Origin of the sequence: Aerococcus kribbianus (assembly GCF_026805545.1) — a bacterium.
Taxonomy (GTDB): domain Bacteria; phylum Bacillota; class Bacilli; order Lactobacillales; family Aerococcaceae; genus Aerococcus; species Aerococcus kribbianus.
The window spans coordinates 312773-333526 of the sequence record NZ_JAPRFR010000001.1 but is presented as its reverse complement, the minus strand read 5'-3'; the positions used below and the strand labels follow the sequence as shown (position 1 = coordinate 333526).

At 39.2% G+C, this 20754-nt stretch carries 18 protein-coding genes; 16 read left to right on the top strand and 2 right to left on the bottom strand.

Annotation, left to right across the window (positions count from 1 at the left end; genetic code table 11):
* The first annotated feature begins 22 nt into the window (after window positions 1–22).
* The 6 genes from tpiA (at window position 23) to OW157_RS01535 (ending at window position 7913) form a co-directional block, all read left to right on the top strand.
* Entirely contained in the window at window positions 23–778 is a 756-nt protein-coding gene (tpiA, locus tag OW157_RS01560) for a triose-phosphate isomerase (protein ID WP_268751577.1), read from the top strand.
* Window positions 775–2307 (top strand): 2,3-bisphosphoglycerate-independent phosphoglycerate mutase, encoded by a 1533-nt coding sequence (gpmI, locus tag OW157_RS01555; RefSeq protein ID WP_268751576.1) that lies wholly within the window; start codon window positions 775–777, stop codon window positions 2305–2307. The genes tpiA and gpmI overlap by 4 nt, the downstream gene beginning before the upstream one ends.
* Window positions 2308–2378: 71 nt before the next feature.
* The gene (eno, locus tag OW157_RS01550) at window positions 2379–3686 is read left to right on the top strand and encodes a phosphopyruvate hydratase (RefSeq protein WP_268751575.1); all 1308 of its coding nucleotides are present in this window, start codon (window positions 2379–2381) and stop codon (window positions 3684–3686) included.
* Window positions 3687–3817: 131 nt separating this feature from the next.
* Window positions 3818–4192, top strand: coding sequence for a DMT family transporter (locus OW157_RS01545; RefSeq protein ID WP_268751574.1), 375 nt, complete (start codon window positions 3818–3820; stop codon window positions 4190–4192).
* Window positions 4193–4428: 236 nt separating this feature from the next.
* The gene (locus OW157_RS01540; RefSeq protein ID WP_268751573.1) at window positions 4429–6072 is read left to right on the top strand and encodes a peptide ABC transporter substrate-binding protein; all 1644 of its coding nucleotides are present in this window, start codon (window positions 4429–4431) and stop codon (window positions 6070–6072) included.
* A gap of 182 nt (window positions 6073–6254) precedes the next feature.
* The gene (locus OW157_RS01535) at window positions 6255–7913 is read left to right on the top strand and encodes a peptide ABC transporter substrate-binding protein (RefSeq protein ID WP_268751572.1); all 1659 of its coding nucleotides are present in this window, start codon (window positions 6255–6257) and stop codon (window positions 7911–7913) included.
* A gap of 61 nt (window positions 7914–7974) precedes the next feature.
* Here OW157_RS01535 and OW157_RS01530 read toward each other — a convergent pair whose 3' ends face one another.
* The gene (locus OW157_RS01530) at window positions 7975–8358 is read right to left on the bottom strand and encodes a DUF3899 domain-containing protein (protein ID WP_268751571.1); all 384 of its coding nucleotides are present in this window, start codon (window positions 8356–8358) and stop codon (window positions 7975–7977) included.
* A gap of 62 nt (window positions 8359–8420) precedes the next feature.
* Here OW157_RS01530 and opp3b point away from each other — a divergent pair, with 62 nt between their 5' ends.
* The 8 genes from opp3b to smpB all read left to right on the top strand — a co-directional run bounded on the left by opp3b (window position 8421) and on the right by smpB (window position 16846).
* Window positions 8421–9365 carry an oligopeptide ABC transporter permease gene (gene opp3b / locus OW157_RS01525; RefSeq protein WP_268751570.1) on the top strand — a complete coding sequence of 315 codons (945 nt, stop codon included), beginning with the start codon at window positions 8421–8423 and terminating at the stop codon, window positions 9363–9365.
* Window position 9366: 1 nt separating this feature from the next.
* Window positions 9367–10410, top strand: coding sequence for an oligopeptide ABC transporter permease (gene opp3C, locus OW157_RS01520; protein ID WP_268751569.1), 1044 nt, complete (start codon window positions 9367–9369; stop codon window positions 10408–10410).
* 12 nt (window positions 10411–10422) lie between these two features.
* Complete coding sequence (locus tag OW157_RS01515) at window positions 10423–11637, top strand: ABC transporter ATP-binding protein (RefSeq protein ID WP_268751568.1); 1215 nt, start codon at window positions 10423–10425, stop codon at window positions 11635–11637.
* Complete coding sequence (locus OW157_RS01510; RefSeq protein ID WP_268751567.1) at window positions 11630–12574, top strand: ABC transporter ATP-binding protein; 945 nt, start codon at window positions 11630–11632, stop codon at window positions 12572–12574. Before OW157_RS01515 ends, OW157_RS01510 begins: the two co-directional genes overlap by 8 nt.
* Window positions 12575–12911: 337 nt before the next feature.
* On the top strand, window positions 12912–13145 hold the full coding sequence (gene secG / locus OW157_RS01505) for a preprotein translocase subunit SecG (RefSeq protein ID WP_268751566.1): 234 nt from the start codon (window positions 12912–12914) through the stop codon (window positions 13143–13145).
* Window positions 13146–13212: 67 nt separating this feature from the next.
* Complete coding sequence (locus OW157_RS01500; protein WP_268751565.1) at window positions 13213–13962, top strand: alpha/beta hydrolase; 750 nt, start codon at window positions 13213–13215, stop codon at window positions 13960–13962.
* A gap of 4 nt (window positions 13963–13966) precedes the next feature.
* On the top strand, window positions 13967–16366 hold the full coding sequence (gene rnr, locus OW157_RS01495; RefSeq protein WP_268751564.1) for a ribonuclease R: 2400 nt from the start codon (window positions 13967–13969) through the stop codon (window positions 16364–16366).
* 15 nt (window positions 16367–16381) lie between these two features.
* Window positions 16382–16846, top strand: coding sequence for an SsrA-binding protein SmpB (gene smpB / locus OW157_RS01490; RefSeq protein ID WP_268751563.1), 465 nt, complete (start codon window positions 16382–16384; stop codon window positions 16844–16846).
* A gap of 231 nt (window positions 16847–17077) precedes the next feature.
* On the opposite strand, the gene OW157_RS01485 is transcribed toward smpB, so the two are convergent.
* Window positions 17078–17893 (bottom strand): helix-turn-helix transcriptional regulator, encoded by an 816-nt coding sequence (locus OW157_RS01485; protein WP_268751562.1) that lies wholly within the window; start codon window positions 17891–17893, stop codon window positions 17078–17080.
* A gap of 164 nt (window positions 17894–18057) precedes the next feature.
* On the opposite strand from OW157_RS01485, the gene OW157_RS01480 reads away from it, so the two are divergent.
* Window positions 18058–20019 (top strand): fructose-1,6-bisphosphatase, encoded by a 1962-nt coding sequence (locus OW157_RS01480; protein WP_268752767.1) that lies wholly within the window; start codon window positions 18058–18060, stop codon window positions 20017–20019.
* A 24-nt stretch (window positions 20020–20043) separates the two neighbouring features.
* Complete coding sequence (locus OW157_RS01475) at window positions 20044–20727, top strand: histidine phosphatase family protein (protein WP_268751560.1); 684 nt, start codon at window positions 20044–20046, stop codon at window positions 20725–20727.
* Window positions 20728–20754 lie beyond the last annotated feature (27 nt).

Below are 20754 nucleotides of genomic sequence, written 5' to 3'. Positions count from 1 at the left end.
TGCATTGAGAAAGGATGTTAACATGCGTCAACCATTAATTGCTGGAAACTGGAAAATGAACAAAACACCAGAAGAAGGCGTTGCTTTTATCAACGAATTAAAAGAAAATTTCCCGAAAACAGATGCTGAAGCGGTAATTACCCCAACAGCACTTGCTATTACTGCCATGCAAGAAGCGGCCAAGGGAACAGACATTAAAATTGGTGCTCAAAATGCCCACTTTGAAGATGCGGGTGCCTTTACTGGTGAAATCAGCCCACAATCATTAGCTAGCATTGAAGTGCCTTATGTCATTGTTGGTCACTCTGAACGTCGGGATATCTTCCATGAAACTGACGAAGACGTTAACAAGAAAACTAAAGCGATCCTTGACCATGGTATGACACCAATCATCTGTGTTGGTGAATCTTTAGAAACACGCGAAGCTGGAAAGGACCAAGAATGGGTCGCTGGCCAAGTAAAAGCAGCTCTAGCTAACTTGTCTGATGAGGAAGTAAGTAAGACTGTCATTGCCTATGAACCAGTTTGGGCAATTGGGACAGGTAAAACTGCTTCAGCTGACGATGCGGAAACTATGATTGCGCATATTCGTGAAGTGGTCTTTGAAGTTGCTGGCCAAGAAGCGAGTGACGCGGTACGTATCTTATATGGTGGTTCAGTGAAACCTGCTAATGTGGCTGAACTATTAGCTAAAGATAATATCGACGGTGCCTTAGTTGGTGGCGCTAGCTTAGAAGTTGATTCTTATACTGCTTTATTAACTGGAGGGGTTGCATGAGTAAGTCACCAGTAGCCATTATTATCCTTGATGGATTCGGATGGCGCGAAGAAGATTACGGTAATGCTGTTAACCAAGCCAATAAACCTAACTTCGACCGTTATTGGAATCAATACCCACATGCTACAATGAAGGCTTCTGGCCTTGATGTTGGTTTACCTGAAGGGCAAATGGGTAATTCAGAAGTAGGGCACACCAACATTGGTGCGGGCCGGATTGTTTACCAAAGTTTAACTCGTATTGATAAGGCCATTGAAGACGGCGAATTCTTAGAAAATCCTGCTTTAAATGAGGCTTATAGTCATACGGTATCCAATGATTCTGCCTTGCACATTTTCGGTTTATTATCTGACGGTGGTGTTCACTCTCATTTAAATCACATCACCCAGTTAATTCGTGACGCCAAAGCCAAAGGGGTTAAAAAATTATTCTTACATGCCTTCCTTGACGGTCGGGATGTTGACCCACATGCGGCACCAGGATATATCAAAACCATCGAAGACGTCATGACTACAGAAGGATTAGGTGAAATTGCTTCTGTATCTGGTCGTTACTATGCGATGGACCGCGATAATCGTTGGGAACGTGTACAAAAGGCTTATGATGTGATTTTTAATGGTCGCGGTAATGAAGCAAAATCTGCCCAACAAGTAGTCGAAACTTCTTATGCTAACGATGTCACTGATGAGTTTGTGGTCCCAAGCGTGATTGTTAATGATCAAGGAGAAGCCTTAGGAAAAGTTCATGATAATGATGCAATTATCTTTGCAAACTTCCGTCCTGACCGGGCAATTCAATTATCAAGCGCTGCTACAGCTGAAACTTGGACTAATTTTGAACGCGATAACTTCCCTAAGAATGTCAAGTTTGTCACTATGACCAAATACAATGATGATATTCCTGCAAGCATTGCTTACCCACCGATTCCATTGAAGAATGTGATTGGTGAAGTCCTATCTAAAAATGGCCTTAAACAATTACGGATTGCCGAAACTGAAAAATACCCTCATGTTACTTTCTTCATGAACGGTGGCTCTAACCAAGAGTTTGAAGGCGAAAAACGGATTTTAATTAATTCACCAAAAGTAGCAACATATGACTTGAAGCCTGAAATGTCTGCTTACGAAGTCACTGATGCTTTATTGGATGAAATTAACAATGACCGTGAAGACGCAATTATCCTAAACTTTGCCAACCCTGATATGGTCGGTCACTCTGGTGATTTACAAGCGACTATCAAGGCAATTGAAGCTGTTGATGAATGCTTAGGCCGAGTTGTGGATGCTATCACTGAAAAGGGTGGTCACGCGATTATTTTTGCTGATCATGGGAACTCAGAAACAGAATTAAATCCTGATGGCTCCCCAAACACTGCCCATACAACGGTTCCTGTTCCATTAATTGTAACAAAAGATGGAGCAGAATTACGGACAGATGGACGCTTAGCTGATGTAGCACCAACAATGTTAGACTTGTTAGGTTTAGATAAGCCTGAAGAAATGACAGGAGTAAGCCTAATCAAGCATTAAGAGAATGGCTTAATTTAGGTAATTATGCTATACTAATAGAGTAAGAATAAGACAGAAAAAGGAGAGAAATTATGTCTGCAATTATTGATATTTACGCTCGCGAAGTTTTAGACTCACGTGGTAACCCAACTATCGAAGCTGAAGTATTTACTGAATTAGGTGGCTTTGGTCGCGGTATTGTTCCTTCAGGTGCGTCAACTGGGGAACATGAAGCTGTTGAATTACGTGACGGCGACAAAGACCGTTACCTTGGTAAAGGGGTAGAAAAAGCAGTTGAGAACGTTAATACTTCTATCCAAGAAGCTTTAATCGGTTTTGAAGTCACTGACCAAATCGGCATCGACCAAGCAATGATCGAATTAGATGGTACAGATAACAAAGGTAAATTGGGTGCTAACGCTGTCTTAGCCGTATCAATTGCTGCTGCGCGCGCTGCTGCAGATGAATTAGGTGTGCCTTTATACAACTATCTTGGTGGTTTCAACGCCAAAGTATTGCCTACACCAATGATGAACATCATTAACGGTGGGTCTCACTCTGATGCGCCAATTGCTTTCCAAGAATTCATGATTGTACCAGCTGGTGCACCTTCATTTAAAGAAGCCCTACGTTGGGGTGCTGAAATCTTCCACGCCTTAAAAGCAATTCTCTCTGACCGTGGTTTAGAAACTTCAGTTGGTGACGAAGGTGGATTTGCTCCTCGCTTCGACGGTACTGAAGACGCTGTTGAAACAATTATCAAGGCCATCGAAAAAGCTGGCTACAAAGCTGGCGAAGATGTCTTCCTAGGTTTCGACTGTGCCTCATCTGAATTCTACGAAGATGGTGTTTATGACTACACTAAATTCGAAGGTGAAAATGGTGCCAAACGTTCTGCTCAAGAACAAGTAGAATACCTTGAAGAATTAGTTAACAAATACCCAATCATCACTATCGAAGATGGTATGGATGAAAATGACTGGGATGGTTGGAAACTATTAACTGAACATCTTGGTGACAAAGTTCAATTAGTTGGTGACGACTTATTCGTTACAAACACTGAAATTCTTGAACGTGGAATTGAAAACCATGTAGGTAACTCAATTCTAATCAAAGTTAACCAAATTGGTTCATTAACTGAAACGTTCAATGCGATTGAAATGGCTAAACGTGCTGGCTACACTGCAGTAGTTTCTCACCGTTCTGGTGAAACAGAAGATGCTACTATCTCTGATATTGCTGTAGCAACTAATGCTGGTCAAATTAAGACTGGTTCATTATCACGTACTGACCGTATCGCTAAATACAACCAATTATTACGTATCGAAGACGAATTGGGCGAATTAGCTGAATACCAAGGTCTAAAAGCCTTCTACAATTTAGAAAACCCAGGTAAATAAGCTTAAACTTATTACCGTCAACGAGCTAGGAATCTCCTAGCTCGTTTTTTTATTACATTGTTGAATAGAGGAGTGTGTTTCATAGACAATTTTGCTATAAATATTGTAGTCTAATAAACTTGGAGGATATTATGAAACTTAATAAAGAAACGCTAGGAAAGTTGGGGCTATTAATCACAGCAATTATTTGGGGGTCAGGTTTTACCTTTTCTGCAATTGCTTTGGACTACTTTACGACTTTCCGAATTATTGCCATGCGCTTTTCGATTGCCTTTGTCATTCTTTTAGTCCTTAATTATAAACAATTAAAGCAAATCAACAAAACATATCTGTTTAAGGGAGAGTTCATTGGTAGTATTCTCTTCCTGGCATATTTTCTACAGACTACAGGATTGGAGTACACTACTTCTTCTAAAAAGTCCTTTTTAACGGCAGTGAATGTGGTTTTAGTGCCTTTTATTGTTTGGATCGTCACGGTGGAACTTCAACCCCTCAAGGAAAAATAATCAATAGAATCTACTATCAAAGCGTTGAGGTTTAAGCCTCAACGTTTTTTATATCTTAATCGCAAAAATATGAGGGTTAGAAACTGATAATTTATAACAGCTAAACATTTAAACCATATAAAAATTTTGCTGTCTAATATTCAAAAAATTAATTTATAAAATTTGTTGCAAAATAGATTGACAATTCTGAAAAATAGAATAAAATTAAAATATGATTAGAAAAGAGGGTGAAAATAATGAGGAAAAGCAAAATGATTATTGGGTTAGCTACAACACTACTTTTAGCAGCCTGTTCTGGAAATTCGTCAGGTGATTCAGGATCGTCTAATGGTAATAGTAGCGAAGGGGCAGTTGTCAATTATGTGGCTCCAACAGAAATTGCCACTTTAGATTCGAGTTTGGTGACAGATATGAACTCCGCCAATTATTTAGGCCACATTCAGGAAGGACTCTATTGGGAAAATGAAGAAAATGAAGTACAACCAGCTTTGGCGAAAGATATGCCTCAAGTATCGGAAGATGGGTTAACCTACACCATCAAATTACGTAAAGACGCAAAATGGTCCAATGGGGATCCAATCACAGCTCATGATTTTGTTTATGCTATTCAACGGTTGGCTGACCCTAATACTGGGGCGCCCTATTCTTACTTGTTAGAGAATTTTGCCAATGCTAAGGCTGTTCTAGCTGGTGAAGCGGATGTGGATACGTTAGGGGTTCGGGCCTTAGACGATTATACCGTTGAAATCAAACTTGATCAGGCAACCCCCTATATGTTGAACCTCTTGGCTTTTCCGGTTTTATATCCCTTGAACCAAGATTTTGTTGAAGAAAAAGGGGATGCTTATGGCACTTCTGCTGACAACTTATTATTCTCTGGACCATTTGTTTTAGAAAACTGGGATGGTACAGGACTAGAATGGACGCTAGTAAAGAATCCTGACTACTATAATGCTGATGATATTAAAATTGATCAGGTCAATGTGCAAGTATTAAAAGAAATTTCGACAAATACCAATCTTTATGAGGCTGGCGAAGTCGATAATTCACTACTTACTGGAGAAACTGTGAAACAGTTTATGGATCATCCTGATGCAGTTCAACAAGCTAAAGCACGGAATTATTGGTTGGCCTTTAACTTCGAAAATGACTCTTTACAAAACGACAGTTTACGTAAAGCCATTGATTATGTCATTGATAATGAGCAGTTGGCTTCTGATGTGATTGGGGATGGGTCTCAACCAGTGGCGACTTTTGTACCGAAAAACTTCATCTTCAATCCTGAAAATAACACGGAATTTACTGAAGAAATGGGGCTAAGAGACCGTTTTGACTTAGCCGAAGCTGAAAAGTATTGGGATCAAGCCAAAGAAGAATTAGGAACTAAAGAAGTAAGTTTAAAACTAATTGGTGATGATGACGAAAAAAGTAAAAATACTACCCAATATATCCAAGGACAATTACAGAATAACTTGCCAGGATTAAAGGTCGATATTGTATCTGTGCCTAAGAAAAATCGCCTAGATGCAGAAGAGAAAGGGGATTATGACCTCGCTTTAACGGGTTGGGCTGCGGACTTTGCCGATGGTATTAACTTCTATGAGTTATATCAAACAGACGCGCCATATAATCGGGCCCACTACTCCAATGACGCCTATGATGCTGAAATTGAGGCGGCCAAGGGAGAAAATGCTAATGATGCAATGGCACGTTGGAATAACTTTAAACAAGCGCAAAGTATCTTAACTGATGATACTGCAATGGTGCCATTATACCAGGAAGTGGAAACTCAATTACGTAACCCACGATTAGTTAATATTACCTTTAGACCAGTTGGAAATGAATTTGATTTAAGAACAGCTGAGATTGCAGAAAATTAAATATTAAAATATGATGAAAAAATGAGTGATATTTTATATTTAGAAAGCCGATATTGTCGGCTTTCTTTATTTATTTTTAAAATAAAATGATAAAATATTAGAATTGTGCATACAATTGTATTGACATGAAGAAAAAGTTCCGCTAAACTCTTTTATAAGTTAGCAATTAGGGAGGAAACCTTATGAAGAAACAATCATTATTAAAGGCAACAGCTATCGTTGGTCTCTCAGGTTTATTATTAGCCGCTTGTGGTAACAATGGTGGCGGAAATAGTGGTGGTGCCAATGGAGAAGGTGGCAAAGTCCTTAACTGGGTGGAGTCAGCAGAAATCCCAACTATGGATGCCACAATGGCTACCGACGCAGTAAGCTTTAACGCTATGGAAGCTGTTAACGAAGGGCTTTACCGTCAAACAAAAGATGGTGAATATGAACTTGGTATGTTAGCCGAAGAACCAGAAATTTCCGAAGACGGATTAACTTACACCTATAAATTAAAAGAAGACGCCGTTTGGTCTAATGGTGAGCCAGTGACTGCTGATGATTTTGTTTATTCTTGGCAACGATTAACTAATCCAGATACTGGAGCTGCTTATTCTTATTTGATTCAAGGCATTGTTGCTAATGCTGATGCCGTTATTAAAGGTGAAGCAGAGCCAAGTGAATTGGGTGTTAAAGCAATCGATGATAAGACCTTGGAAGTAAAATATGAAAAACCTGTTCCTTACTTAAAAGGTCTCTTAGCTATGGCACCATTATTCCCACTCAACCAAGAATTCGTTGAAGAGAAGGGTGATAGTTATGGTACAAGTGCTGAGAATGTACTTTATAACGGTCCATTTACTCTTGAAGGTTGGGACGGAACTAACTTAAACTGGCAACTTAAAAAGAATGACCAGTATTGGGATGCTGATACCGTAAAATTAGATGCTATTGATTACCAGGTAATTAAAGAAGGGTCCACAGCAATTAACTTATTTGACTCTGGTGAACTTGACTTTACTACTCTAGGTAGTGAATATGCCCAAGCACGACAAGATGATCCTAACCGCGATTCTGCACCAGAATCAACCTTGGCTTACTTGAAAATGAACCAAGAACGAAATGGTAAAGAAACCCCATTAGCTAATGCTAAAATCCGGGAAGGAATTGCTAAAGCAGTAGATAAGGAAGCTTATGTCAACGATGTCTTGAAAAATGGCTCCCAGGCTGCGGACTATTTTGTTCCTAAAGGTTTAGCTAAAAATCCAGAAACAAATGCTGACTTCCGTGAAGATAATGGCGAAAACTTAGTGTCTTATAACTTAGAAGAAGCCAAAGCCGCATTTAAAGAAGGGCTAGAAGAAATTGGTGAAGACCAAATTACGCTTGAATTATTAACTGATGATACAGAAGGAGCCAAACGGTCTGCAGAATTCTTGCAAGGGCAATTAACACAAAATCTTGATGGTCTAGAAGTTAACATCGTAGCCGTACCATTTAAGTCACGGATTGCTGCTGATGACAAACAAGATTACGACCTACAAGTCGCCTTATGGGGTGCTGATTATGCCGACCCAATTAACTATCTTGAATTATTTGTGACAGATGGTAACAATAATAATTCTAGCTACTCTAATCCAGAATATGATGCCTTGATTCAATCCGCTGCTGATGAAACGGAAGATCTCACTGGACGTTGGGAAGACTTACAAGCGGCAGAAAAATTATTATTAGATGATTATGCTATTTCTCCACTTTATCAACGGTCTCAAACTTACCTTGAAAATCCAGCGGTTAAAAATGTTGTACGTAATCAAGTAGGAGCGAACACAAGCTTCAAATGGGCTGACAAAGAGTAATTTAGCGACTGACAGCAGAATAAAAGGGCTGACGTCTCCGTCCAGCCCTTTTATTTATTGGTTACTTTGTAAAAAAATATAGACCTAAACATAGCAATGACAAGATTAAGAAATATGTTCCGATTTTCAAGAGCGGAATATACCAAGATCCTACACTCTTAGAGAGCTGTTGAATATCTTGATCATCAGACTGATCCTGCAGTTTTTCAGCTGCATAATCATTTCTTTTCTTAGGGAGGTATTTTCTCAAACTAAAGGCAAATAAATCAAAGGTTCCAACTTTTATAATATGAGCAAATAAGCCAATAATTAAGCAAAAGGCAGCCATATAAAAATAGCTGTTGCTTAAATAAGAAAAAAAGTGATTAAAAGTTGAGAAAAAATAACTGATTAGTGGTAAAATACTTAAAACAATTGTCAGAATCTTATAAAAGCGTTTAGTCATGGAATCATTCCTTACTATTGTAATGACAATAAAATAACACAATTTTGGAGGTGAAGCAATTTATGAAATCATATGGTAAATATCTCGCACGGCGGTTATTCTATATGGCCCTTACCTTATTTCTAATTGCATCAATAACATTTTTCTTAATGAAATTATTACCCGGAACACCGTTTAATAACGAGGACAAATTATCACCGGAGCAAATTTATATTATGAATGAGAAATATGGTCTTAACGATCCGGTCATTGTTCAATTTGGCCGTTACATACTAGGCTTATTAACTGGTGACTTAGGCGTATCTTTCCAATTCAATAATACTCCTGTTTCTACCTTGTTAGGTAATCGGATGGGACCATCCTTTCAATTAGGTTTCCAAGCCATGATTTTTGGGACTGGTTTAGGAATTGTTTTAGGGGTAATTGCTGCGATGTTTAAAAACACTTGGATTGACTCCACAGCAACCTTTGTCGCTATTATTGGGCGGTCAATTCCTTCTTTTGTATTCGCAGTATTACTGCAATTAGTTTTTGCAGTACAGTTGAATTGGTTCCCGATTGCTTTGTGGGATGGTTCATTTGCTGCCACTGTCCTTCCAACTGTTGCCTTGATGATTTCACCGATATCAGATTCAAGTCGTTTTGTTCGAACTGAGATGGTGGATGTTTTGAACTCCGATTATATTGAACTGGCTCGTGCCAAGGGATTGAGTAAAGCGGCTGTCTCCTTTAAACATGGTGTTAGAAATGCCTTAATTCCTTTGCTGACTATTTTAGGGCCACTATTGGTGGGGTTGATGACTGGATCCATGGTTGTCGAAAATATTTTTGCCATTCCAGGAATTGGAGAACAATTTGTAAAATCAATTCAGACCAACGACTACCCAACGATTATGGGGATTACCATTATGTATTCATTTTTACTATGTGCTATGTTGCTATTAGTTGATATTCTTTATGGTGTGGTTGACCCACGTATTCGTGTGAATTCAGAAGGAGGAAATTAATATGGCTGAAGTCAATACAAATTACCAACACATTTCTGCTGACCAATTTCGTCCGGTTACCATAAAAAACACGGAAGAACGTGAACAAATTGCAGGTGAATCACTTACATTCCTCCAAGATGCATGGCGGCGTTTAAAGAAAAATAAAGTAGCCATAGTGTCTTTGCTTATCTTGATTATTGTAGCTATTATCGCTATCTTGGCACCAGTTTTGGCGCCACATGATCCAGCAATACAAAATACACAATTAGCCAACTTGCCCCCCAAAATTCCTGGCTTAGAAAACTTCTCTTGGTTTAATGGAACACAAACAACAGCAGGTGGCACAACGGTTATTGATAAATATGCCCAAGCTGGCGTAGGTGAAGGCACTTATTTCTATCTGGGGACAGATGCTTTGGGACGGGATCTCTTATCACGTATTTTATACGGGACACGTGTTTCTTTATTTATTGGTTTTATTGCAGCTGCCTTTAACCTACTAATTGGTGTGCCTTATGGTATTATCGCTGGTTGGTGCGGGGGTCGTGTAGATAATGTTATGATGCGTATTCTAGAAGTATTGTCTGGGGTACCTAATCTAGTTGTGGTTATCTTAATGCTTTTAATTTTAGATCCCGGAATCGGCTCTATTATTATCGCCTTAGCCTTAACTGAATGGATTTCTATGGCACGAATCATCCGGGCGCAAACACTGAAACTGAAAAACCAAGAATACATTTTAGCGGCACGCTCCTTGGGAGAATCAGCAATCAATATTGCCTTTAAACATATTCTGCCTAACTTGTCAGGTATCATTATTATCCAAACAGTATTCTCAATTCCATCTGCTATCTTCTTCGAGGCCTTCTTGAGCTTTATCGGTTTAGGTATTCCAGCACCAGAAGCCTCACTTGGTACCTTGATCAATGATGGGTATAAGACCTTCCGCTTCTTACCGCACTTAATGTGGTATCCAGCTGGGGTAATCTGTGTGGTAATGGTAGCCTTCAATATGTTAGCTAACGGTTTACGTGATGCCCTCGATCCAAAAACAACTGATTAGGAGGTTAAAGAGATGACAGAAAGAATTTTAGACGTTAATGATTTACGCATATCCTTTGACACCTATTCAGGTGAAGTACAAGCTATTCGCGGGGTTGATTTTCATTTAAACAAGGGAGAAACCTTAGCCATCGTAGGAGAATCAGGATCTGGTAAATCTGTTACGGTGCGTTCAATTATGAAATTATTAGCCAACAACGCCATGATTAAGGGTGGCGAAATTAACTTTGAAGGTAGCAATATCTTAGAAAAAACTGATAAAGAAATGCAGAAAATTCGGGGAAAAGATATTGCGATGATTTTCCAAGATCCAATGACGTCATTAAACCCCGTTATCAAAATTGGTAAGCAAATTGCTGAACCAATCATTCTCCATCAAGACATGTCTAAAAGCCAAGCCTACGAGCGAGCAGCCGAAATTCTTGAATTGGTTGGTATTCCAAATGCCAAACAACGAATGAACAATTATCCCCACCAATTTTCTGGTGGACAACGGCAGCGGATTGTTATCGCAATTGCCTTGGCATGTAACCCTAAAATCTTGATTGCTGACGAACCAACCACTGCTTTGGACGTCACTATTCAAGCACAAATTTTAGAATTAATGAAGAAATTACAGGATAAGATTGAAACTTCAATTATCTTCATTACTCATGACTTGGGTGTCGTTGCTAATGTTGCTGACCGTGTGGCCGTAATGTATGCTGGTGAGATTGTAGAAGAAGGAAGTGTTGATGAAATCTTTTACAATCCTCAACATCCATATACATGGGGATTGATTGGGTCTATGCCTACCTTGGACACAGAAGGGGAGCTAATTTCAATTCCTGGTACTCCGCCAGACTTGTTGGATCCTCCCCAAGGTGATGCCTTTGCGATTCGGTCTGACTATGCGATGGAAATTGACTTCAAAGAAGCCCCTCCAATGTTTGCAGTAACAGAATCACACCGAGCTAAAACATGGCTGTTACATCCAGATGCGCCTGAAGTCGATCCACCTGCGGAAATCAAACGACGTTATGCCATTTACCAAGACTTACAAGCTGGTAAAGACGTACATTCCAACCAAGGATTCGAAGAAATCATATCTGAAGATAATTCCATTATGACTGGAGAAGACCAAGAAAATGACAGCCAATCGAATGACCCTTATGCTGAAAATTTAGCTGCGACTGGCTTAGATCCTGATGTTCGGACTAGTTTAGGTGAGGAGGACTTACATGAGTAAACAAGTGGGAGAACCGTTACTAAAAGTACGGCACTTAAAACAATACTTTAACGAAGGGCAAAATAATGAAGTCCGCGCCATTGATGATATTAGTTTTGATATCTATCCTGGGGAAACTTTCGGTTTAGTTGGAGAGTCTGGCTCAGGGAAAACCACTACCGGACGAGCAATTATCCGTCTTTATAATCCTACAGATGGTCAAATTATTTTTGAAGGTAACGATATTGCCCAGTTAAAATCTCGCCATGACATGTTGGACTTTCGTAAAGATATCCAAATGATTTTTCAAGATCCTTATGCGTCTTTAAATCCGCGGATGAAGGTTGAAGATATTATCGCAGAAGGTCTAACCATCCATAATCTCGTTAAGTCAAAATCTGATCTAAAGACTAAAGTGGGAGAACTACTAAGCAAGGTAGGCTTAAATCCAAACCATGGTTCTCGTTATCCCCATGAGTTTTCTGGAGGGCAACGCCAGCGGATTGGGATTGCTCGTGCCTTAGCCGTTAACCCTAAAATGATTGTGGCTGACGAACCTATTTCTGCTTTGGATGTGTCTATCCAAGCCCAAGTTGTCAACCTTTTACAGGAGTTACAGGATGAATTTGATTTAACTTTCTTATTCATCGCTCATGACTTATCAATGGTTAAGTACATTTCTGACCGAATTGGGGTAATGTACCATGGGAAGTTAGTGGAAATGGGTGCTGCCGATGAAATTTATTTCCACGGTTTACATCCTTATACTAAGAGCCTCTTGTCAGCCATACCTTTGCCTGATCCAATCTATGAACGGAATCGGAAGCGGATTACTTATGATCACGCCGAATTCTCTGGTGATGAAATGATGACCGAAATCGCTCCTGGTCACTATGTTTATTGCCGTCCTGATGAAGTCGATGGCTACAAAAAAGAATACCAACAACGCTTAGGGTAGGGTGCAACAAAAAAGGATGCGATGAAATGCGGGAGCTCCGAGCTGTTGGAGTAAAGTGTTCAGGATAGGAGAAACCTATCCAAACAGCTTTAGGAAACAGTCGAAGGAGCTGCATTTCAGAACTCGACTATAAGGATGAGATGAAAAACGGGTAGCCTCAAATGTACGATAAAATATGAAAAGTCCGATTTGAAAGCACTCAGATAAGAGTCAAAGTTGCCAAGATGAAAGTCAAGGCACTTTGACTCTTTTTTGTTCAAATGATTGAAAAGCTTTGGATTGTATGGCTTAATTATTTATGATAAAATAGGAAGGACTTTGAAATGGAGGAGTAAACGTGTACCAAACATTAATGACCGCTATTATAATCGTTTCTGTTTTATTGATTTTTATCGTTGTTATCCAACCATCTAAAAATAATGCTGCAAGTAATTTAACTGGTGGTGCTGAAGCCTTATTTGGTAAGAACAAAAAGGCCCGTGGTTTTGAAGCGGTATTAAATAAGATGACGATTATCCTAGGATTTATTTTCATGGTTTTAGCGTTACTGTTAGCTAAACTATCATCATAAATTGTGACTTAGCGTGTTCACTTTGTGGACCGCTTTTTTGTAGCTTGAGTATTATTAGGAGGAAGCCATGAAATTAGCTAAACCATTTTTATTTGAAGAATCAGAGCGAGCTGTCATTCTTTTTCATGCCTTTACAGGTTCTTCAAATGATGTTCGTATGTTAGGACGTCGCTTACAGCGTGAGGGTTATACAGTCTATGCCCCTCATTTATCTGGACATGCTACCGAAAACGTTTATGATCTTGTAAATACTAAAAATGCTAAACGTTGGGTAGCTGATGGCCAAGCTGCCTATGATTTTTTGCAAGCTAAAGGATACAAAAAAATTGTTGCCTTGGGTCTATCATTGGGAGGGTCGATTGCAACTAGTTTGATATTTGACCGTGATCTTCTAGCCGCTGGATCCTTCTGTACTCCAATTATGACTGATGACATGGGAGAATCCAATGTTCCCTCTGAATTTATTCAATATGCTAAACGGGTTCTACAACAACAAGGGACTCCTGGTGCTGATCTTTATGGCCAATTAGACCATCTAAAACAGGACCTCAAACCTACCCTTGACATAGTAAATGCGATTAACCAAGCCATCACTGATCGAGTGAGTGAAATTAACTTACCTTATTATATCGCCTCAGCAGGCCAAGACGAATTCGTGGATGCGAATTCTGGGAAGAAATTGGCCGAGGCACTAGTCAGTGCGCCAGTGGATTATAATGAATTTCCTAAATCAGGTCATGTGATTACCGTAGATAAATGCCACAAGGAGTTTGAAGAAACTGTTGTTAACTTTTTAGCGCAATTAGACTGGACGTGATAAGATGAAACAAAAAATTGTTGCTCGTCAAATTAAAGCCGAATTGACTGAAGCACCTCAAGGGAAGACCACCCAAGAATTAAGCCAAGCTTTGGGTTTTGACCACGGCGAAGATTTTGCTGACTTTGTTAAGTTAATCGCTCATTTAGAAGCGACTGGACAAATTGAAATCTCTGCCCAAGGAAAAATCCGCTTGCCCATGACCAATCAAGTGGTCACTGGACATTTTTCTCAAAATGATAAAGGCTTTGGCTTTGTTTCGGTAGAAAACTATGATGACGATATTTTTATTCCCAAGCAAGCGACTGGAAATGCCTTAAATGGTGATACGGTTGAAGTAACGATTTCTCAAGCCAAACAAGAAGGTTCAGATAAGTCTGCAGAAGGAGAAATCACAGCTATTATAGAACGGCACACTAGCCGAGTAATCGGTGAATTTACGGCCTTTGATGACCACTTACGAGCTGAAACTGGTTTTTATGGTGGCATTAAGGCACAGAATAAGGGCTTTGATCGAATTGATATCTTCGTCAAGGAAGATGGGCTTCACCCAGTCACTGGTGAGATTGTCGCCTTAGATATTGACGACTATCCAAGTTCAGACCATCCCCACCGGGTTACCGGTCAGGTAGTAAAACAGTTAGGCCATAAAGATGAACCGGGCGTTGATATTTTAGCGATTTTAAATTTATTTGATATTCCGGTTGAGTTTCCTGAAGCGGTTAAAAAACAGGCTGACCAAGTACCGGAAAGTATTTCTGACCAAGACTTGTCTGGACGTTTGGACCTAAGAGATTTATTGACTATTACTATTGATGGGGCTGATGCTAAGGATTTGGATGACGCCATTTCTATGGAAAAACTTTCTAATGGCAACCAACGTTTAGGTGTCCACATTGCTGATGTATCGCACTATGTCACTAAAAATAGTCCTATTGACCAAGAAGCTTTTGAACGAGGAACCTCTGTTTACCTGACTGATCGGGTGGTGCCGATGTTACCGCAACGATTGTCTAATGGAATCTGTTCCTTGCATCCCAATGTCGATCGATTAACTCTGTCTTGTTTGATGGAAGTCAATCAACAAGGGGTGGTAGTTGATTATCAGATCCAACCTTCTATTATTAATTCGGATTATCGGATGACCTATAGTGCGGTTAATGACATGTTAGAAGATCATAATGCCAATCAAATTGACCACTACCAAGCTATCTACCCTATGCTATTGGCCATGCAAGACTTGCATTTTAAGCTTTATGATCGGCGTGAGGCGCGGGGAGCAATCAATTTTGACACGCCAGAATCTGAAATTGAAGTCGATAGGGATGGTAAACCATTAGCTATTCATCTTCGTGAACGAGGTGTGGGTGAGATGATGATTGAGTCCTTTATGCTATTGGCCAATGAAACTGTGGCCAAACACTTTACCCAGAAATCCTTGCCATTTATTTATCGGATTCACGAGCATCCAGATGCCGACCGTTTGCAACGCTTCCTAGAATTTGTGACAAACTTTGGCCTTTTCATTAAGGGGACCAAGGATGATATGAAGCCTAAAAATTTACAAAAAATTCTCCATGAAGTGGAAGACGAGACATTCGGTCCAGTGGTTAAAATGATGCTCTTACGGTCAATGCAGCAAGCGAAGTATGCTGTCACGCCAATTGGACATTACGGATTAGCGGCTGAAGATTATACGCATTTTACTTCACCAATCCGCCGTTACCCTGACTTAATTGTTCACCGTTTAATTCATACTTATGCTAAGAAGAAACCTAATAAAGACCAAGCGGCGCGTTTGACGCTCGACTTAGAAGAAATTGCTGACCAGTCCTCTAAAATGGAACGACGCAGTATTGAGGCAGAACGAGAAACTGATAGTCTCAAGAAGACGGAGTTTATGCTAGACAAGGTTGGAATGACCTTTACCGGAATTGTTTCCTCAGTCACTGGTTTTGGTTTCTTTGTTGAATTAGATAATACAGTTGAAGGTTTGGTGCATATTTCCACCTTAGATGATGACTACTATCATTATGTGGCCCGGCAATTAGTTCTTATTGGTGAACATACTGGTAATACTTATAAAATTGGTGATCGAGTCCAAGTAAAACTCGTTAAGACGGATTTAGATAGTCGCGAAATTGACTTTGAGATTGTTCCCGATAAAAATGCCAATAAGAATAAAGGAAAATTCGGCAAAAGAAATACGGCGCATAAAGTTGGTAAGCATGGCAAAAAGCTAGGAAAAGGCCAAACAAAAGGACAATTTAAAGGCAAAAATGCCAAGGGGAAAAACAAAGCTAAAAGCCATAACCGAAAAAATAATTCTAACTCTAAAGGTAAAGGAAGAAACAAAGGCAAAAATCAAAAGAAAGCCTTTAAAATTCGTAGAAAACGTAAATAGAAAGGCGTGATGATAATGGCGAAGGCGAATAAAAAAGACGATAATGTTGTCGCTCGAAATCGTAAGGCCAATCATGACTTTTTCATTGAAGATACTATAGAATGTGGTCTCGTTTTAAAGGGGACTGAAATTAAGTCGGTACGAGCAGGTCATATCAATTTGAAAGATGGTTTCGCGCGTATAGAACGAGGTGAGGTATGGTTATATAACGTACATATTTCACCATTTAAAGAGGGAAATATCTTCAATCATGATCCGCTTCGACCACGCAAATTACTTCTAAAACGCCGCGAAATTAATAAATTGGAGAAAAATGTCCAACAAGCTGGTCATACGCTAGTTCCTCTTAAGGTATATATTAAGCATGGCGTCGCTAAGGTCTTAATTGGTATTGCTCGTGGGAAGAAACAACATGACAAGCGGCAAGCCATCAAAGAAAAAACCATGAAGCGAGAAGCACAACGCGCTATGAAAATATAAGTCATAAAAAAATGTGATAAAAAGCGGTAAGACAGAAGATTATTTGTATCAAAAGACTGACCATAGTAGTAAGTTATCAAAGACTTTTGGGTAAATATTCGATAAAAGAGAAATGTTCGTATATTATAATGAGGCTGGGACAAAAGTCCCAGCCTCTCTTTGTTCAAAGCGAATTAATAGTTGAATGTGGCATTAAGGTAAATTGTATTCGTTAACCGGTTCATGGCTATTTTAATGTTTATTGTGGTTTTTCCGGAAGTTGGAGGGATTCGTTTGGGTGTAACGTTTGAAGGTTTTAGAGAAGTAAGATTGTGAAGAAAAACCAACCGTATCAGCAATTTTAGCAATGGTTAAGTTGGAATGTTGCAAGAGGTATTTGGCTTGGTCGACCCGGAAACTGATAAGATATTCAATGGGGGACATGCCAGTATGTTCCTTGAACATGTGAACTAAATAAAACCTATTGACATCTGTGATTTCTGCCAATAAAGCGAGATTTATTTTTTCATCATAGTGGCTGTGAATGTAGTCTTTGGCCTTACTGACTTTTCTTGCCGACAGGGACTGCTCGCTATCATAGGATGCTTGGAGATTAAACTGGTTGATATACTTGGTGGTAATGAGCTCAGTAAGTAATTGACATAAGACATAATCGCCTGCGTGAAATTCTTGGTAAATTTCATTAAGGTAACTTTCTAAATGAGTAGATTTGGGGCGCATGACTTGATTGAAAGTAAAATCAGCAAAGGCCGCATTGAGAGAAAACACTAGAATTAAAGCTTGGCTGCCATTTGCTGTGGTCTTAATTTCATGGTCAGCAGTTAAATCAAGAAAACAACATTGATGAGCTTGGCAAGATAAGAAATGATTTTCATTGCTAATGGTTCCCTCACCGCTTTGAAAATAAACTATGCCAAGGCTTGTTTGATTGTTCTCGGTTGGAACAGCATTTATTGTTAGTTGGTCAATATCTTTTTTCCTAGAAATGCTTTGGAATTGGATATTCATCTTGCAAATCTGATTTCTAGAATTGATTGTAGATGTCATAACTAGCATACCTCATATTTTTTTCTTTTCTTTTTTTATTATAACATATGATTGTATAAGGTTAAGAACGAAGTACATTAAATTGTTGATTTTTGCTTTTTTATTTCCAACTATTCTACTATAATTAGTAATTAAAGATATCATTATTAGAAAGGAAAAGAGCAATGAGTCAAAATTTACGCTACCTACAACTCTTATCACAAAAGTTTCCTGATATTCCTAGTGTGACTACGGAAATTATAAATTTAGAGGCCATTATGGAGCTCCCAAAGGCTACGGAACATTATTTGTCTGATTTACATGGGGAATACGATGCTGTGTCCCATGTCTTGCGCAATGGATCAGGAAATATTAAAGAAAAAATTCGTGAAGTCTTTCAAGAACGGCTAACTAAGCAAGAAATCAACCAATTAGCTACCATCGTCTATTACCCCCAGGAAAAATTGCAAGTATTGACCCAAGACATGACTGACGGGGAAAAACAGGAGTTCTTTACCACAACTATTTCCGAACTGGTTGAATTAGGCCAATTTGTGGTTTCTAAATATACCCGGTCTAAGGTACGTAAGGCTATGCCCAAAGATATGGCCTATATTATGGAGGAACTTCTTTTTAAGGATTCCATCTTGAGTAACAAGGAAGACTATTACCATGATATTATCAATAATGTGATTTCCTTGGGAGCCGCTGACCGTTTGATACAGGCCTTTTCTCAATTGATTCAAGAATTAGTGGTTGACCATCTACATGTTTTAGGAGATATTTATGACCGGGGTCCAGCTCCGGATAAAATTATTGACTTATTGATGAAGAAAAAATCCTTAGATATCCAATGGGGTAACCATGATATTATTTGGATGGGTGCTGCCTCTGGGTCACGACTCTTATTGGCCAATGTAGTAAGAATTTGTGCTCGTTATGATAATCTGAATATTATTGAAGATGCTTATGGGATTTCTTTGCGGCCCTTGCTGAGTTTTGCGGAAAAAGTGTATCGAGATGCTGATCTTAACGGTTTTATGCCTAAAATTGATCCTGATCTGATTCACCTCCCTGAAGAAAGCAAGCAAATTGCCCGTATGCATATGGCCATTGCAATGATTCAGTTTAAGATGGAGAAAGCTGTTATTGACCGACATCCTGAATTTCAAACGGATGACCGACTCTTATTAGATAAGATCGATTATGATAAGTTTACTATTACTATCGATGGCAAGGTTTATCCCTTAGAGAATCATTCTTTTCCTACCGTTGATCCTAATAATCCCTACCAATTAACTGAAGAAGAGGAATGGGTTATGGAAAAATTGCAGGCTGGTTTTTTGAACAGTGAGAAACTGCAAAAACATATCGCCTTCCTTTACAGTAAAGGCAGTCTCTATAAGGTTTATAATGATAACTTGCTCTATCATGGCTGCATTCCTATGAACCCAGATGGCAGTTTTATGACTATTCCTATTGCAGGTGAAAATTTATCGGGTCAAGCCTTGTTTGAAAAGTTTGAACAAATTTTGCGCCAAGCCTATAAAGAAGAAGGGAGCAAAGAAAATCCCTGCTTAGATTATGTGTGGTATCTCTGGCAAGGTGAAGGGTCAACCTTATTCGGCAAAGAAAAAATGACGACTTTCGAACGTTATTTTGTGGTTGATAAAGAAACCCATGAAGAATACAAAAATATTTATTACGAATTTCGAAATCACAGTCAACACGTTGAATCTATCTTATGTGAATTTGGAGTCGACCCACAAAAAGGCCATATCGTCAATGGCCATACGCCGGTCAAGGAACGTAAAGGTGAAAATCCAATTAAGGCAGATGGTAAGCTCTTAGTAATAGATGGCGGTTTTTCCAAAGCCTATCAAAAAACAACTGGTCTAGCTGGTTATACCTTGCTTTATAATTCGTTTGGAATGCAATTGGTGACTCATCAGCCTTTTTCTTCGATTGAAGATGCTGTCGTCAATGAAAAAGATATTGTTTCGACACGCCGAGTTGTTGATAAAGAACTCGATCGTATGACCGTAAGACAAACGGACGTAGGGATAGCTCTGGAAGAACAAGTTATTGACTTAAAAGATTTATTAAATGCATATAGAAATGGTACAATTAAACCATATATAAAATAACGCAACCATGAAAGGATGATTGCTATGTCTAAAGGAGTAACCATCTACTTTATGCGCCATGCGCAGACATATCTAAATAAATATAATCGGATGCAAGGTTGGGCGGATGCACCGTTGACCCCAGAAGGTGAGGCTGATGTTTTACGCTCTGCTCGTGGTTTGGCTGATGTTGATTTCCAAGCCGTGTATACTTCCGATTTGCAACGGACAGTGAAAACAGCTGAAATTGTTTTAGCTAACAACAATTACGCCAACGATGAGTTGACCATTGAAAAGCGACCTGAATTCCGTGAAGTCTTTTTTGGGTCATTAGAAGGTTTACCGGCTCAAGAAATTTGGGATAGGATTGGTCAAGAAGTTAGCCAAGACCAAGGCACTTATTCAAGCTTTTTAGCGGATGATGCGGTAAAACAAGAATTAAACCTGATGAAAGAAATTGACCCTTATCACGATGCGGAAGATTTTATGACCTTTTGGATGCGGGTAGAACTGGGATTAATTGATGTGATCACCAAACACCGAGAAAGTGATAAAACCATCTTAATCGTTAGCCACGGGATGACTATTCGGAATATGATTCATGAATTGATACCTGGCTTCCAAATCGATGGCCTTTTGGACAATGCTTCAGTGTCTATTGTTCGCTATCAAAATGGTTTATATCACCTTGAGGCTTATAATCAAACGGATCATTTTATTAGTGAATAATAGGATGAGAAAAGGAGATTAGTCGAA

Bases quoted from the DNA above. Each gene is read 5' to 3' on its own strand.
- tpiA (WP_268751577.1), top strand. From the start codon at position 23: ATGCGTCAACCATTAATTGCTGGAAACTGGAAAATGAACAAAACACCA.
- gpmI (WP_268751576.1), top strand. From the start codon at position 775: ATGAGTAAGTCACCAGTAGCCATTATTATCCTTGATGGATTCGGATGG.
- eno (WP_268751575.1), top strand. From the start codon at position 2,379: ATGTCTGCAATTATTGATATTTACGCTCGCGAAGTTTTAGACTCACGT.
- OW157_RS01545 (WP_268751574.1), top strand. From the start codon at position 3,818: ATGAAACTTAATAAAGAAACGCTAGGAAAGTTGGGGCTATTAATCACA.
- OW157_RS01540 (WP_268751573.1), top strand. From the start codon at position 4,429: ATGAGGAAAAGCAAAATGATTATTGGGTTAGCTACAACACTACTTTTA.
- OW157_RS01535 (WP_268751572.1), top strand. From the start codon at position 6,255: ATGAAGAAACAATCATTATTAAAGGCAACAGCTATCGTTGGTCTCTCA.
- OW157_RS01530 (WP_268751571.1), bottom strand. From the start codon at position 8,358: ATGACTAAACGCTTTTATAAGATTCTGACAATTGTTTTAAGTATTTTA.
- opp3b (WP_268751570.1), top strand. From the start codon at position 8,421: ATGAAATCATATGGTAAATATCTCGCACGGCGGTTATTCTATATGGCC.
- opp3C (WP_268751569.1), top strand. From the start codon at position 9,367: ATGGCTGAAGTCAATACAAATTACCAACACATTTCTGCTGACCAATTT.
- OW157_RS01515 (WP_268751568.1), top strand. From the start codon at position 10,423: ATGACAGAAAGAATTTTAGACGTTAATGATTTACGCATATCCTTTGAC.
- OW157_RS01510 (WP_268751567.1), top strand. From the start codon at position 11,630: ATGAGTAAACAAGTGGGAGAACCGTTACTAAAAGTACGGCACTTAAAA.
- OW157_RS01500 (WP_268751565.1), top strand. From the start codon at position 13,213: ATGAAATTAGCTAAACCATTTTTATTTGAAGAATCAGAGCGAGCTGTC.
- rnr (WP_268751564.1), top strand. From the start codon at position 13,967: ATGAAACAAAAAATTGTTGCTCGTCAAATTAAAGCCGAATTGACTGAA.
- smpB (WP_268751563.1), top strand. From the start codon at position 16,382: ATGGCGAAGGCGAATAAAAAAGACGATAATGTTGTCGCTCGAAATCGT.
- OW157_RS01485 (WP_268751562.1), bottom strand. From the start codon at position 17,893: ATGACATCTACAATCAATTCTAGAAATCAGATTTGCAAGATGAATATC.
- OW157_RS01480 (WP_268752767.1), top strand. From the start codon at position 18,058: ATGAGTCAAAATTTACGCTACCTACAACTCTTATCACAAAAGTTTCCT.
- OW157_RS01475 (WP_268751560.1), top strand. From the start codon at position 20,044: ATGTCTAAAGGAGTAACCATCTACTTTATGCGCCATGCGCAGACATAT.